Origin of the sequence: Acinetobacter portensis, assembly GCF_010646905.1 — a bacterium.
GTDB classification, from domain to species: Bacteria; Pseudomonadota; Gammaproteobacteria; order Pseudomonadales; family Moraxellaceae; genus Acinetobacter; species Acinetobacter portensis.
This window is the reverse complement of the sequence record NZ_JAAARQ010000002.1, coordinates 2,381,011-2,395,649: the sequence shown is the minus strand read 5'-3', so window position 1 is coordinate 2,395,649 and position 14,639 is coordinate 2,381,011. Positions and strand designations below refer to the sequence as shown.

Below are 14,639 nucleotides of genomic sequence, written 5' to 3'. Positions count from 1 at the left end.
CTATATAGAGTCTAAAGACAGGTTAGAAACCAGCTTTAAGCTGGTTTCTTGCCGTAACAGATTGATGCGGTATTACGCAGCACAAAGTCAACGTCTTGGAATGCAACAATTCGCAAACCACCCGATGAACTTAAAGAGCTTGAGTCAACAATAATGTCGAGACCGCCCCACAGCGCAATGATCAAGTCAGCAAAGTTACCAAAGAATACGTCTCCAGTTGCAATTTGATTTGACACTTCTGCACGGTAACCATTCACTGTATTACCTGGTTCCCAAATTGTGCTTTCTGTACCAGATCCAAAACGTGCTGTTGTTTTTGCATGACCACGCATTGCTGAGTTAAATACATAAGCCATGCGATCCGCTTCAGCATTGTCGGCAGCAATTTCCGATTCCATTTGCACCAATTCAGCAAAAGTAGGATTATCCGCAGCAAAATTCACGGCGTTAATGCCTGAAATATTTTTTAATCCGAGTGGCTGATTCGTTGCACCTGTACCATAATAAGCAGCATGATCAAGCTTTAATGCAATTGAGCGGTTTAAGTCGCTCCATACCAAGTTTTCAGCATCTGGTGATGACTGCTGAAGCAAGCGACGAGTAATATCCACTTTACCCGCAACGGTTTTTGGCGATGCTTTCAGTTGCCCCACTGTCGGTTGTGATCCTGTTGCGTCAGCACCTTCACCAACCCAGTACGCTTCAGACGCCCCTGTTTGCTTTGGAATATCAATGTCACCAACCAAACCACCCATAACTTGGCCTAATTGCATGATGGTTGTATTATTTTTCAACATCTCAATAAACAGGTCAGCACGGTGATCTTCTGCAACTGCCCCAACACCTGAACTGGTGGTGCCACCTTTCTCAAAAGCGCGACCTAATACATCCGCCGGTACTAAAATGCCTTGAGCGCTACGACCATACGCCTGTTGTGCAGCACGACTACATTCAAGCTCAAATGCAGCAGCTTCACGATCAGCATTGGTTGCATTCGGCAACATGGCACGAATTGCACGCGCTAAGCTAAAACGCTGAACTTCTGAATCAGACAAACCAAGGTTACTATCACGCGTCTGTTCTCGTAACGGTTTACTTTGTTTTTCATGGGTTCGTTCTAAAATTGCAGCTTGCAAATCTGCTGCTGTTTTATTTTCATCAATAAATTGACGAACTAAATCACCTGCACCAAAACGCTCACCTAAAGCAATAATATCGCTTACACGTTTACGCTCTGCTTGCGCGCCCTGCTCTGCTGTATCACCAACAGCACGAACCATTACAATTGCACCAAAACGCTTACCATCTGCATCTACTTGTTGACGTACTTGGTTGCCCTTTTCGTCAGTAAAATATTCCCAATTCATAATATGTGTTCTCTGTTGATGAGGAATTTGAATATTGTTTATTTTTTCATTTTGCAAATTCGCAGGTACGTTTTCATTATTCACAATTGCAGAACGACCCACGCCTACTGCTGTGTCTGCTGGTATAGAAACTAGTGAAATCTCATAAGGTTGCCACTCTGTAATTAAATACACGTCTTCATTTTCACGTTGTTCTTTTAAAATGGCTTTTTTAATGCTGTACCCAACACTGATGTTTGTACGAATCATGTCATTAATATCTTGTAGAATTTCCTCACCACGAGCAGACCTACTTAGTCTGACTAATGCACGACCTTTACGCTGAGATTGATCCAGCCATGCATTTTCGACAACGCCCGTTTGATCACGATCATTATGATCCATTAAAAATGGTGCTCGACTATGCAAACGAGTGAAATCAATAGCACCAGGACTATGATCTAGAATTTCAGTACCAAACCAGCGCCCTACCTCTGTTTCACTTGAAAAAGAAAGCTCAACAGTTCTCTTTTCCATATCCACTTTAAAATCATCTACAACATAATTACGAAGCAAAGTTTCTTTGTTAAAGTCTGGTAGAGGCTTCGTTTGTGATGCATCACGTGTCAATGATGTACCCACTAATGCTAAAGCCATATTCATGCGTTTAAGTTTCATTAAATACCTTCCTTCGGACGACCAACCGCCCCTGATTGTTTGCGCCCCATGCTGGCAAGCACCATTTCTTCTGCGGTTTCAGCAGAAAAACCTTGATTAATGTATTCGTCTTTCATTGTTTTTAAATCACGCGCGGATTCAGCCCAAACAGTCTGTGGATCTTTACCTTGTTCACGAATGACCGCACCAGGTGAAGTCAGCATGTTATTTTTTGCTTTTTCAGCTGCAGCAACTTCACTAGATGGATCAATCCAAGACCAACGACGTGGTTGCCATGAAACTTTGCTTAAGCGATCAAACTCCATTGCAGAATAAGGTGTGCCGTTTTTCTTTTTGATATAACCTCTCAATAATGAGTATTTCAGCCATTCCATAAAAACAGGCTCAATAAGAGATTCAATTAACCACTGTTGAAGTTCTTTCCAATGCTCTCTCTCATCCAATGTTCCTTGGCGAATACTTGAGAAATTTACGTTTTCCAAATCTGAAGCAAGGTTGTTGTATAAAACCCCCATACCTGCCGCCATCGATCTAAGCATTGCTTTGTGAAAAGGTAAGAACTCACCCGTCGGATAATTTGGAGACCATTCTTTTAGTTCTGCACCTTCTGGTAATACAGGAAACTCACCAGCTTGTGACTCAATTTGAATTTCATCTTCTTCCTTATCAAACTCAGGACCAAATCCTTCTTTCCATTGAATAAAGCCCATTTTGTTAGCAGAAACACGTGCATTCACAATGGCTGAGTCTTCAAATTCTGAAATTTGATGTAAGCGAAATAAACTTGTAGAAGTCCAAGGCAAGCCACGCTTTTGACCTGTCATTTCTTCTAAAAAACCATGTATAACGTCTGCTGCTTCAACTCGCGTATAGTTATTTGTGGCCGTGCGATAATGAACATCATCTCCATTTGTGGCACTGAAGTAATAAGCAATAGGTTTCCCATATTCATTAAACTCAATGCCCTGACGAATAAAACGACCATTATTCAACTTTGCGTTGTAATCAACAGGACAACGCTGAGCATCAATAAGCTGTAAAGAGAATCCCCACTCGCTTGCTAAATCGCCCCGAATGATTCTTGCAAAAAATTCACCGTCTTTAGCTGCGGAAACAACACATGAACGTTGAATGGAACGCCATGTTTGAAGATTTCGAATGTCACAGTTTTTCTTTTTATTCCATTCCAACCATGCAAACTCAATCGCGTCATTTGCATGAGAATCGAGCTTCCCATCTGTTTTTTTAACTTGTGCCTGTAAAGTTACGCCTGTTGGACCAACAACGTTTTGATGAACCATTCGTACGAAGTTTTTTGCATAATCATTGTTTGAACATTGCTCACGACTACGTGCCACTAATATTCTTTGACTACGCTCAACAACATGATCTGCATTAATAGGCGTGGATGGCCACTTACTATTTAAACGACTTGTTGCTGCCGCCTTAAATGTACGAACCATATTTCGGTAAAGTTTTCTAGGTTTACTTATTACCGTATCGCTAAGCTCTGCCACATGTGGTGTTCTAAGCTGCTCTTCTTTTTTAAATCCAAACATAACCTACCCCAAACGCACACGTAATGATTTACCAAACATACTTTTGCCAGCAAGTTTTGCTTCTTCACGGCTGACTTCTGCTCGATACTGATCACGTAGTTTCTTTAAAGTTTCTAGTGGTGTTCGATATAGTTCACGGTTGTTAATTCTGTATCGTTCTTGGTCAAGACTTGCACGCCCTTCGATGGTTGCTTCAATTGCATCTAATGTTTTACGTGCATGGCTTCTTAAATCTTGGCTCGTAGATACCGTTGCTAAATCTGCTTTAATCTCAACAGCACCAGCTTCAAGTTCATCAACTTCACCAGATTCAGTTTGAATTGCTCGAAGTGAATAGCCGTAATGACCCGCTTTGTATTCTTTAGTAACCAAAGCTGAAATATTGAAAATATGCATATTGCCCTGTGGTTCTGCCTGCATATCAATTGCATCAGCACCACGTAAATAGGCGTGAATTATCCAATTGGAGGCGGGGTAAGCAGTCAAATTCAAACTAAATTTAAACGTGGTACCTGCTTTGATTTGGTTTGGAAATTGCTGACCACTCATGTATTTTTAACCAAAAATGCGTGTTTTCTTGGTTTTATCATCATTTTTTAAGTGGTTTTTTTCATTATTCACAATTGTAAAAGCCGCCTAAAAAGGCGGCTTTTTCTAAGAAAAATCTAATTTAAGAGCAAGCACCTGCTTGTTGGGCTCCATAAGTTGCTTGATCCTTTGTATATTTATCACCAGCACTCGATGAAAGTTGATCAATCAATCCCTTACAAGAGAAACCTGTCATTTCTAAATAACGCTTTGCAGAAAGGGCAGCTTGTTCATCCCAATCAACGCTTAGACTATCTACAGCAATTGTTGCATCGGCTTTATCATAACCATCACCAGCACTAGATGATAATTGATCAATTAAGCCATTACGTGAAAAGCTAGAAAATGAAAGGTACTGCTTTGCAGATCTAATTGCATTTAATTGTGGGCTTGTAAAGCTTTGTTCTGCCTCAGCCACCTTTTTTGGCTCAACAGCTTCAATAGTCTCTGTTACTTGTTCAGTTTTCACAGGTATTACTTGCTCAACTCCTTTATTCTCAACAACGCTTACTGATTGTTGTTTTTGCTCATCTGACATTGTTATATTAAAAAGCAACCCTGAAATAATCATTGCAGAAAAAAATATTAAAAAAACTTTCCCTCTTGTTTTTAATTTAACAATACTAGGTTTAATCAAGCCTATAATCAGTAAAATAAAAAAAATAACATTTAATAGCGCAAAAACCCCATTTAAAATAGCCATACATTCCCTATTCAGTACAGTTTAAAAATAAACCAATACTGTAACAAAATTTAATCACTTTTTATTACCAAATATCCTCTTTTTCTTAATAACCGTATTCTTGATAGCTGGCATGACTATTTTTGCTTGTGGCTTTTTAACAACCTTACGTTTAACAACAGTTTTAGGCTTAGATTCGGTATTCTCTTTATTTTCAATCACAGGTTGATCTGACACATCTATTGATACACGCTCAGCTACACGCTTTAAATTCGGCTGCATAATTTTTAAAGCAGCCAAAGCATATACACGACAATCCAGTGCTTCATTTCGTGCACGATCAGGTTTGTGCCACTCACGAATTGGCTGACCTTTTACATAACGAATAACCAGTTTTTCAGCAGTTAATTGTCTGTACCACTCGCTTTCTCGATCATGTGGGAAATGACAATAACCTGGTCCTTTCTTTTCTAGATCTAAACGGCGCATTACAGTAAGTTTCGCCTCATCCACACCCACAATAAATAAATCAACTTTTCGCTTATCTTTACCCGATTGCTTACGCTGTGGACTTTGCACTATTGGCATGCCCCAACCTGCACGCCCTTTAATTGCAAACAACTTTCTATTTCTACGACTTTTTACATATTCATAAGCACGTTGTGTATAACCAGCTGTACCACCGGTATCTAAACATGCGGCAGAAATACTCAGTTGTGCACCAGATTCATGTAAATATGTAGCTTCAAGTATATCGTCTAACTCTTCCCAAATTTCGTCACCAAGGGGATCACCCCAAAGTACACGGTAATCAATAGACCAACTTTCCTCACCAACTCCCCAAGCAACAATCTCAAGCTCTAAACGATCCATCTGCATATCAATACCGCACGTTAAATACACACCTGCGTTAGGCACACGTGCGACATATTCTTCGGCACGTAATTGGAGTACTTCAGGATCTGCCTTATCACCATTTTCTTCGTACGTTTCACCTAGTGATACGTTTACAAATACTTGCAAATCATCAAGTGCCAACTTATCCAAATAAGACTGCACAATGTCACGCATTTTACGAAATGTAGAAAGCATCTCTGGTGCATGAAAACTAACATGACCCTTAAATGGTTTTTCTGCTTTCCAACCATGGCCAAGCTTTTCAGCATTACGAATTGAAACAATACGTTCACCATCTGACCATACTTCACCACAGCATTCACATTTATAACCTGCTGTCTCAACATCATGCTCTTGATCTAAATCTTCTTTAGCATCTTGAATATTGGTAGATTTACGCCCCTGCCAAGTGACATTTTCCCATCGCAAGAATTGAGCTTCACCGCAATGTGGACAAGGTACATAATAACGGCGCATATCGCCTTGCCTATATGCATTTTCAATGCGACTTGCACCTGCGATTGTAGGAGTACTTGATTCAGTTCTTAGTGCTTGATCTCCAAATGTCGCAGCACGTTGAGCTAACAATTCATTAGCGTCACCTTCAGGTGTTGTTTCCATACCATCTATTTCATCAGCATGAGTAACTGGTGCCGATCTACCTCTTAAAGTTTTCGGTGATCCAGCCCATGAAAACATGAGCCAGCCACCCACGTATGAAATCATACGACTGTTATTCACACCGTCACGACTTCGTGGCTTGGCCATCTTTTGAGAAATAGATTTGTTCGCTTCAATCATTGGTCGAAGCTTTGTTTCTAAGAATGTTTGTACATCACCTTGCGTTGGTTGTACAAAAATTTGTGACTTCGGCTCATAAGCAATAAAATAACTGGTAGCACATTGCTGAATAGTAGTTTTACCAAGCTGTGCGCCTGTCATGTAAGTTACACGACGTACCCCATATTCTTTAATGGCATCAATCATTCCTCTTTGATAAGGTGCATTATCAAAATTAATAGGACCTGGTATCGCATTACCCACAGGAATTTTAATATTTTTTTCTGCCCACTTACTTGGCAGAATATCTGGTGGCGGTACCAGATGATGCATAGAGCGTTTTACAGCATCAAGAACAGATCCATAATTACTGAATATAGAAAGATCACTCAATCTCTTCCTCCTCCAGCTCTTCTTCAGCTGAAGTTTCAAGTGCTAAGATCAGCTCAGCTTTTAATTTTTCTTTAAATGTACGCTCGTCCGTTTCACCTAATAATTGTAAAACGGCACGTTGTGGCACATTCATAATATTTGCACGTATAGCAGCGAATACCATAGATTGAGCACGTTCAAATTCCGCAATTAAAGCCACTTCACCTTTTTTTTCAGCAAGCTCCAATTCAGCAAGTTCAGTTTCTGCTTTTTGTTTCCGAAGCTTAAGCTCATCCATATCATCTGGAATATCACCTGTTGCGCGATCAACTGCTTCGTCTTGTAGCCATGATGAAATTTGGGCTGTATTAAACTTCCATTCTTGCCCTTTTCCATGACCACGGACTACTACTGGACAACCTTTTTTCACCCATGAATCTACTGTTGTTAAGGCAACACCAAAAACATCTGCAAGCCCTGCTCTACTTACGTTTTGACCCTTTACAGCATTCGTCATGACAAGACATCATCCAAACCTATTTATATTTGAGAAGTAGTAGTATGTTGTGATTTTGAAATTCACGCAGATATGAAAACCTGCGAGGTCTTTGCCCCCGCTTGGGGTGCCCCTCTGGAAGTACCTTTGGAAACTATTTTATTTGGGATATTAGATATATCGGTCTGACCGTTACAAAGCTCTCTGTCTTGCTTGATGAGAGCTTGAGCACTCTTGAGTTGCTCTGCTACGGCGTCTGCTCTTGTGGCATACCGAATAAGAAACTCGACATCTCTGTCGTGAAGTCCGCCTGTTGTGGTTGCATGATTGCCGCTGGTGCTGTTGGCAGTGCTGGACACATCGGGACATTGCTTGGCTTTAAGTGAGTCGCGCAACCTGAGGTTGTTAGCGTGATACTCATTAATAAGATTCGTTTCATTGTCCTTCATTTCCTTAAGTTTTTCAAGATACTTAGACTCAAGACCCTCTTGTATTTTGTAACTTTGTCGCTCTCTATCAAGCGCTGTGCTAACTTGAGTTTCCAGCGTACGAATTGTTTCTTCATAAGCTTCAATTTTATTATTCTCAGCGCTGTTATAACCATAGTCATAACAACACCAGCCAATAAAGGTAGCCAGTAGTACAAAGCCAATAACGATAATGAGTCTGATATTCATCACATCCCCGACTTAAATTGCCATACACCTGTACGCATTTGTTCTGACATTCGTTTTGCACGTGCTGGTGTTTGCTTCGCCCATAATGAATTCAGCATACCTTTCGCAGCATCCGAATAACGACCAGACTGAATCATATTTAATGTGTTTTTAAAACCTAATAATCCGTCTACACCCATCTGAAATGCCATGTTTACCAACACCCCACGGCGTGCTTCATCGAGTGTCTCCCACCACGAAATACGCTTATCCAATTGTTCAACGATCTTATCGATATCGTTATTCAGTAAATAAGCGGACTCTTCTTTAGTGATGCCCCCACCTTTACGTTTATCTATTAAACGACCAACACCAATCGTTGAGTAACCCAAATGATCTTTGTATTCTGTAAGTACTTCACCTTCTTCACCACGTAACGAACGAATTAAATTTCCTTTCATTTTTTACTACCTCCCTTCCATTTTTTAAGCATGTCGATAAAGAAGTCTTTAAAGCTAACCTCCTTATAAGCACCCGATTTAATCCAAGCGAAAAGCTCTTGAAAGATCAAACCACCTAAAGCACCGGTTAAGAAACCAATACCTCCAGCATGTGTTGGAGCCAAATCAAAATAATGCATGATTAGAGAAGTAAGGTAATGAGCTGAAAAAGCACCTGATAACAAGAAGAAGAGGTAATCACCAAGTGTTTTAAGTTGTTCTTTGTTATATCTAGTAGCCACTGTTGCCCCCACCAAACCCGCAATCCAATACTGCATCACACTTATAGAGTCACTTAGGAATTTAAGTATAGCGACCCACCATTCGTTTCCACCCATTACACAAATACCTGCGATAATTTTTTTTATTGTTCAGTATCACTATGAAGTTTTCATTATTCACAAGTTAAAAGTCATTTGATGACTACATAATTCAGCTTCATAAATTCTTGAAACAACCCGCTCAGACGCGTTAAAAATATTTACAAGGTCATTGACATTAAAACCAACTCTAATCATTTCTCTAATGCCATTATCACGAGCTCTTAAAATAATCTGCTTACATTGAGCCAATACGAGTAATTCACCACCAAATTCTTTAGAAAGTTTTTCTGCATCTGGATAACCAAGAGTTTTTACAAGAAAGTGATTCATTTCGAGTCTTTTCAGTGTTGGCACATAAAGAAACAATTGTCCCTGTCCTGCACGTTTCTCTGTTTTGTATCGTGGGCATTGACTGACAAGATAAAGCGCATTATGTCGACCAATGACCTCAGCAATACTTCTTAAATCTCCATTCAAATCATCAATACTTTCCATATCAAACCCTATCTAGTGTTTAGCTATACGGTGAAAAACCAGCATTGCTGCATCACGAGCATGCTCGTTTGTACGACCCAGCCACCCTGTTCTTTTTTTAAATACATCTGCTTTTGTTTTTGTTGCGTTTGCTTTTGGATGGATCATGATGTAATTCAAATCTTGTTCTTTACACCAAGATTCCCAAATTTGAGCATCACGCTTAACAGATCCAACCCCTTGCGCCTTTTCTCGCCCACCTGTAAACCAAGTTCGTAAACGTGCATCTTCGATATAAAGTTTTATGTTTTCTTTTCCATGCTCAATTACCAACTCATTAATGTTGGCCATAGCTTGAGTAATGGATACAGATTCAACTTTTTGCAGGTCTCCACCGTTGCCACTATCGATAGCAACGGCAAAACCTGTGTTTACTCCTGTATCAATACCGATGAGTATTTTTTTATTCACGATTCACCTCGCAAAGCTCTTCTTATTCTTTCCAATACTGTGTAGAGATTATTTGCTGGTAAAAAAATATTTGTGTTAAGTGCTATATCAAAAGCACCGTCCACACATTTCTTTAGATGATCACGCTCGGATTTAAGCGAATCCACCATAGTGTTTTTTTTATGAAGTAATATTTGAGCTCTTTCATTCGCACCTGCTAGATCAACCTTCAAACACTCAACTTGTGATTTATACTGACCCAACAAATTAAAATCAGGTCGATCACCCAATGGTGGTTTCATTAATTCACCACCTTGATCCGAGTATCCCAATTTTGTTAACTGTTCTTTCAGTTTCAATACTTGTGTTTGTCGTTCGTCACGTTCTTTTTTTATTTGGATATAACACTGTTCCATGTTGTCCAAAGATTTAGTTCGACTTATCCAAACTTGGTATGCCATCTGCACTGGCAATACTCGATAAACATCACCATCTTTACTAAACAAGTTATCACCATGAATGAAGCGCATATTTGTGTAGAAGTCTTGGTTAATAAACCAATGCTCAAAATCCAAGCTTGGATTGATTAATAATTCACAATCACTTTCAAGGCACATGAAAGGCTTACCACACTCTAATCGACCAAATACATATCCATCTTCACAGCGATCTACTACACCAAAACCTTTAATTTCATCACCTGAAAAATGCGTTGTTGACTCAGATGTAAATTCAACTTTTACTCTGTTTCCTTTTTCAATCTTCATTCGCTTCCCACCCCTGCTCCAACAACAATTCTTCTTCTAAATCCCTGTTCATACCGCCACCCAAAATAATTGTTTTGCTTTGTCTGTCGCTTTAAATCCCAATGGCTTACACCCATCGGAAATCAAATAACCCTCTTCAACCAACTGTCTTGAAATCACGTTTGCAGAAAATCTTGATAAACCTGTCCATTCAGCAATATCCATCGTGCTAAATCGCCCTTTGCTTTGAATCGCATTCTTAAGAACCAATACAATTTTTTCTGTTTGCTTTACGGCGCTGAATTGCTTTTTCATGCTTCACCCGCTCCTTTCTCATACGCTCAGACCTGCGTAGTGCTGACGCCTTATTGCATGAAAAACAACTTGCAGTACTTGTATATTTAAGTGTTGAGCCACAAGCTCGACATGGTTCACCGTGATAGTGTTTTAAGTCTTTTTCTCTCGCCTCATTTCGTGCGATTACGTTTGGTTTGTTATTTCTAGCGTGGGCACTTGCAACCGATACAGACATGATTGATCGCATTTTTTGAGTTGGTTTAAGCTCATCGCTTAATCCTGAATAACCACGCGGTAGAGTCTCCACCTTTCCGCCATTTTTTAAGAAAGCCTCAAGATCACTATCTAGTTGCTCACGTAGACTTCGTTTAGCTTCAATCTGAGCATGAGTTATATTTCGACCCGCTTGCACGGATTCGATACGTTGTTGTAGTAATTCGTTCATGCGGCACCATCCTTGGCACAACCTTCGTCGTAAATCCAAAGAGTTGGCTTACTTCCAAGGCGCATGCTAATCACGCCAGTTCCTTTGGTACGAATAATCACACTTAAGTCATAAGAGCATTGGCGCTCAGTTATGTCATACCCTTTGGCTTTCATTCGATTTACCACGCCTCTGGTGTAAGGTCTTTTGCCTTGTGCTTTTGCATCCTTAACACATTGCAGTACTTGGTATTGACGATCAGTAAGATCTAATTTCACACCCCACCCCCAACTCTTGAATCTTCTTGAATACCCACAAAACGACAAATATCTAAACGATCTGCAACTCGTGCAATTCCCTTTTTACCGTGACGGTTTTTCCCAACAATGATTTCAGTAATGCCTGTAGGCTCATCGTCATTAGGATTTACTACTGGGTGCACTAATAAAATCTGGTCTGCATCCTGCTCAATCTGACCTGATTCTTTTAAATCGCTTGGCTTTGGACGCTTACCCTTTTCCGATTCACGGTTAAGCTGTGCAAGTGCAATCACAGGACAATCAAATTCTTTCGCCATAGCTTTCAAATCACGACTGATTGAACTCACTTCCTGATAGCGGTCTTTCTTACTTGGATCACGTACAAGCTGTAAGTAATCAACGATGATGCAACCTAATTTTTTATAATTGCGCTTTGCTTTACGTGCATACGAGTGAATTTCAGAGATTGTTGGCTTTTGCTTATCTTCAACATGAATCTTTAATTTCCCTAATCGCTCTTGAGCATCCACGAACAAATGTGTTTCGTTTTCAAGTTCAGCATTATGAATATGCGAAAAAGGAATCTGTGATACAGCAGAGATACAACGGTTAGTGAATGTCTCAACATCCATTTCAGCAGATACAACCAATACAGCCTCTTGGAACTGCATAGCTGTTTGAATCGCTACCATTTGAGCCAAAGTAGATTTACCCGAGCCAGGACGACCACCTATCACACAAAAATGGCCTTTCTGGATCGTTCCGACCAAGTTATCTAAGTGAGGAAGGTTGAACTTCACTCCTACAAATTGCTTAGTTGCTTTCGCTTGTGCTTTTTGAATCAGTTGCTCACCTGAACGCTTCACTGCTTCTTCAAATGTAAAGCTTGTTTTTTCAGCCTTATCGCTTGTTGATCCTTGGCTTAGAATGTTTTCAGCAGCGTTATGAATATCAGTAACCGATAAATCTTTAGCTACCTCCTGAATACTGCGACCCATCACTTCAACTTCACGATGGTTTTTAAACTTCACCAACTCAGCAACATAGCTTTCAAGGTTGTAAAAACTTGATGGAGCCTCTGCCATCATCTGCATAAGGTATTCAGTTGCATCAAATAACGTATTTTCTTGATTGAGTTGTTGCTCAACCATCAAAACGTCATACGGCTTGTTTTTATCAGCAAGGCTTACTATTGCTTTGTAAATATCCTGATGCTTGTTTGCATGAAAACAATCTGTTGTTAAGTCGCCCATTACAGTTTCATAAGAATTTTGAACTGTCATCAGTGCTGCTAATACACATTGTTCGATTGAGATATTGTGAATATTGCTCATTACCAATCTCCCATGTCAGCAGTGAAGTTTTGAGGGATGTTTGGTTGATTGGCCTGTGGATTCTCCAATTGCTCAATCTGATTGTTTGCTTCTGACCAATTCCAAGTAGCGTTAAAAGACTCCCAGCCTTTAAATACGATTATTTGGAATACACGCTCATTGGTCAGTTTCGCTTCTGCAGCTTGATTGAAGATGATTTTCAAAGAACGCTCAGTAATGGTTTTACGTTTCTTGTTTTTAAGATCAATAAACTCTTGAGCTGTTTGTTCAGATACATCATTTTCAATTAAGAATTTCTTAGGAGAGAATTTGTGTGCTTTAGGAGCGTCAGCACCTAAATTAATATCTGTAGTATTCTCTGTAGTATTCTCTGTATTAGATTGCAGGTTTTGTGCATTCTTGTTTGCAGGTTTAGCACATTCTAGTTTGTAGGTTTCCTGCATTCTAGTTTGTAGGTTTCCTGCAAACTGTGAAGAATCAAGGCTTTCAGAGTATTCAATCAATGCTTTATATAGGTTTTCACGTTCAACGCAAAAGAAAACTCGACACGGAACACCCTGCTTTTTCTCTTTAATGAAATTAAGCTCTAGTAGTTTTTTACGAGCATTTTCTTGCTCGGTTCTTGTTAGCCCTGTTTCCTGAGTCCACTCAGTTTGGGTCTTATAAATCCACCCATCTGCATCTTTAGTGCGAGCAGTCCAGTACACCAACTGAGAAAGCATTAGTGCACCATTGATTCCACAACCAATAAATACATAATGTTTATTAAAAGCGATTGGTTGATCGTTCATAGCTTCAATTAATCTGATCATTGAAATTGATTGATTCATGCATCACCTCGCATGAAAACAAGTAAGTCGTGCTTTGCTTTCGCAGTATTCGACATGTTTTCCAAATTAGGAGCTTTAATGCTCGCTCTAAGAGCTATTTCCAAAAGTTGGATTTTTTGAGCAAGTAATCGCTCTTGATATGTAGGCTTTTTCAAGCTTCCTCCAAGTTGTTCACTTGGTTTTATTTGTGTTAGAGTATTCATGTTCATTCCCTCATAAGTTTGAATTAAAAAGCCTGATCCCCAAGATCAGGCTTTTTCTTTTTCTACACATGCACGTACTTGTGCATCAAGTTTGGCAAGCACTTCATAAAGCGCATGAATTACTTTTGACATATCTGTTGCTTCACCTTCTGTAATACGACCATCCGCCATCATTTCTTTGAAGACAGATTGAATATCACCACCACCAATGCCCATACTTAAAACAAGTTCTGTTAAAGCCATGTCTTGGCATTCAGGAATCTTTGGTAAATCAATTGCGATCTTTCCGTGTTCAGCATTAAGGTTTTGCAAAACACGATAATCACCAGTAATCGCCATTATTTTCGATGCTTCTAACAGCGTTAAATGATGAGTGTCAGTATTTGGATTCACCTTGCTGTTGAGTACGGCGGGGCTTTTAATTCCTATGCGTGGTGCAAGTGCATTAGCCCCACCAGGAAAATCATGCACTGTGTTGTATGCGGCATCTAATATGTTCATTGCATGTTCCTTTGAACGTTTTTATCTAAATTTGATTGAGCAATAATTCGTTTTAAGTAGTTAAAGCATCCAGATCGGCCTTTAATTTGCCTTGGGATAAAACTTCAAAAGTCGCTTGTGTGCGTGGTGGAATTCCATTCTTCTCCCACTTCCACAAAGTGACTTCAGAAAATCCTGTTTTTTTGGACAGCTCACGTCTTGTTTTGCAACCAAAATGGCTCATTAGGTCACTGGGTTTCATTA

The 14,639-nt window shown here is 39.7% G+C and carries 20 protein-coding genes; all 20 read right to left on the bottom strand.

Annotated elements, in window-relative coordinates:
- Positions 1-35 precede the first annotated feature (35 nt).
- Entirely contained in the window at positions 36-2,024 is a 1,989-nt protein-coding gene (locus GTK57_RS11395; RefSeq protein ID WP_163123711.1) for a phage major capsid protein, read from the bottom strand.
- A complete protein-coding gene (locus tag GTK57_RS11390; RefSeq protein WP_163123708.1) occupies positions 2,024-3,583 on the bottom strand; it encodes a phage portal protein in 1,560 nt (519 codons plus the stop codon). The genes GTK57_RS11395 and GTK57_RS11390 overlap by 1 nt, the downstream gene beginning before the upstream one ends.
- Before the next feature lie 3 nt (positions 3,584-3,586).
- Complete coding sequence (locus tag GTK57_RS11385) at positions 3,587-4,132, bottom strand: hypothetical protein (RefSeq protein WP_163123705.1); 546 nt, start codon at positions 4,130-4,132, stop codon at positions 3,587-3,589.
- 121 nt (positions 4,133-4,253) lie between these two features.
- Positions 4,254-4,874, bottom strand: a complete 621-nt coding sequence (locus GTK57_RS11380; protein WP_163123702.1) for an Ltp family lipoprotein — start codon at positions 4,872-4,874, stop codon at positions 4,254-4,256.
- Between the two features lie 54 nt (positions 4,875-4,928).
- Positions 4,929-6,923, bottom strand: a complete 1,995-nt coding sequence (locus tag GTK57_RS11375; protein ID WP_199287345.1) for a phage terminase large subunit family protein — start codon at positions 6,921-6,923, stop codon at positions 4,929-4,931.
- Positions 6,916-7,419 (bottom strand): terminase small subunit, encoded by a 504-nt coding sequence (locus tag GTK57_RS11370; RefSeq protein WP_163123699.1) that lies wholly within the window; start codon positions 7,417-7,419, stop codon positions 6,916-6,918. Before GTK57_RS11370 ends, GTK57_RS11375 begins: the two co-directional genes overlap by 8 nt.
- Positions 7,420-7,481: 62 nt before the next feature.
- Positions 7,482-8,075, bottom strand: coding sequence for a lysis system i-spanin subunit Rz (locus GTK57_RS11365; RefSeq protein ID WP_163123696.1), 594 nt, complete (start codon positions 8,073-8,075; stop codon positions 7,482-7,484).
- Entirely contained in the window at positions 8,075-8,515 is a 441-nt protein-coding gene (locus tag GTK57_RS11360) for a glycoside hydrolase family protein (RefSeq protein WP_163123692.1), read from the bottom strand. Before GTK57_RS11360 ends, GTK57_RS11365 begins: the two co-directional genes overlap by 1 nt.
- A complete protein-coding gene (locus GTK57_RS11355) occupies positions 8,512-8,892 on the bottom strand; it encodes a hypothetical protein (RefSeq protein WP_163123689.1) in 381 nt (126 codons plus the stop codon). Before GTK57_RS11355 ends, GTK57_RS11360 begins: the two co-directional genes overlap by 4 nt.
- Positions 8,893-8,952: 60 nt before the next feature.
- Complete coding sequence (locus GTK57_RS11350) at positions 8,953-9,372, bottom strand: Mor transcription activator family protein (protein WP_163123686.1); 420 nt, start codon at positions 9,370-9,372, stop codon at positions 8,953-8,955.
- Between the two features lie 12 nt (positions 9,373-9,384).
- Positions 9,385-9,822 (bottom strand): hypothetical protein, encoded by a 438-nt coding sequence (locus GTK57_RS11345; protein ID WP_163123683.1) that lies wholly within the window; start codon positions 9,820-9,822, stop codon positions 9,385-9,387.
- Positions 9,819-10,568 (bottom strand): hypothetical protein, encoded by a 750-nt coding sequence (locus GTK57_RS14720; protein ID WP_228720313.1) that lies wholly within the window; start codon positions 10,566-10,568, stop codon positions 9,819-9,821. The genes GTK57_RS11345 and GTK57_RS14720 overlap by 4 nt, the downstream gene beginning before the upstream one ends.
- A gap of 48 nt (positions 10,569-10,616) precedes the next feature.
- Entirely contained in the window at positions 10,617-10,772 is a 156-nt protein-coding gene (locus tag GTK57_RS14715) for a helix-turn-helix domain-containing protein (RefSeq protein ID WP_228720312.1), read from the bottom strand.
- A 34-nt stretch (positions 10,773-10,806) separates the two neighbouring features.
- Positions 10,807-11,289 (bottom strand): hypothetical protein, encoded by a 483-nt coding sequence (locus GTK57_RS11330; protein WP_163123677.1) that lies wholly within the window; start codon positions 11,287-11,289, stop codon positions 10,807-10,809.
- Positions 11,286-11,546, bottom strand: coding sequence for a hypothetical protein (locus GTK57_RS11325; protein WP_163123674.1), 261 nt, complete (start codon positions 11,544-11,546; stop codon positions 11,286-11,288). Before GTK57_RS11325 ends, GTK57_RS11330 begins: the two co-directional genes overlap by 4 nt.
- Positions 11,543-12,862, bottom strand: a complete 1,320-nt coding sequence (locus GTK57_RS11320) for a replicative DNA helicase (RefSeq protein WP_163123671.1) — start codon at positions 12,860-12,862, stop codon at positions 11,543-11,545. The genes GTK57_RS11325 and GTK57_RS11320 overlap by 4 nt, the downstream gene beginning before the upstream one ends.
- Positions 12,862-13,692, bottom strand: coding sequence for a DNA-binding protein (locus GTK57_RS11315; protein ID WP_163123668.1), 831 nt, complete (start codon positions 13,690-13,692; stop codon positions 12,862-12,864). The genes GTK57_RS11320 and GTK57_RS11315 overlap by 1 nt, the downstream gene beginning before the upstream one ends.
- A complete protein-coding gene (locus GTK57_RS11310) occupies positions 13,689-13,895 on the bottom strand; it encodes a hypothetical protein (RefSeq protein ID WP_163123665.1) in 207 nt (68 codons plus the stop codon). The genes GTK57_RS11315 and GTK57_RS11310 overlap by 4 nt, the downstream gene beginning before the upstream one ends.
- A gap of 45 nt (positions 13,896-13,940) precedes the next feature.
- Positions 13,941-14,396, bottom strand: coding sequence for a phage regulatory CII family protein (locus GTK57_RS11305; RefSeq protein ID WP_163123662.1), 456 nt, complete (start codon positions 14,394-14,396; stop codon positions 13,941-13,943).
- 52 nt (positions 14,397-14,448) lie between these two features.
- Positions 14,449-14,637 carry a helix-turn-helix domain-containing protein gene (locus GTK57_RS11300; protein WP_163123659.1) on the bottom strand — a complete coding sequence of 63 codons (189 nt, stop codon included), beginning with the start codon at positions 14,635-14,637 and terminating at the stop codon, positions 14,449-14,451.
- Between the last annotated feature and the right edge of the window lie 2 nt (positions 14,638-14,639).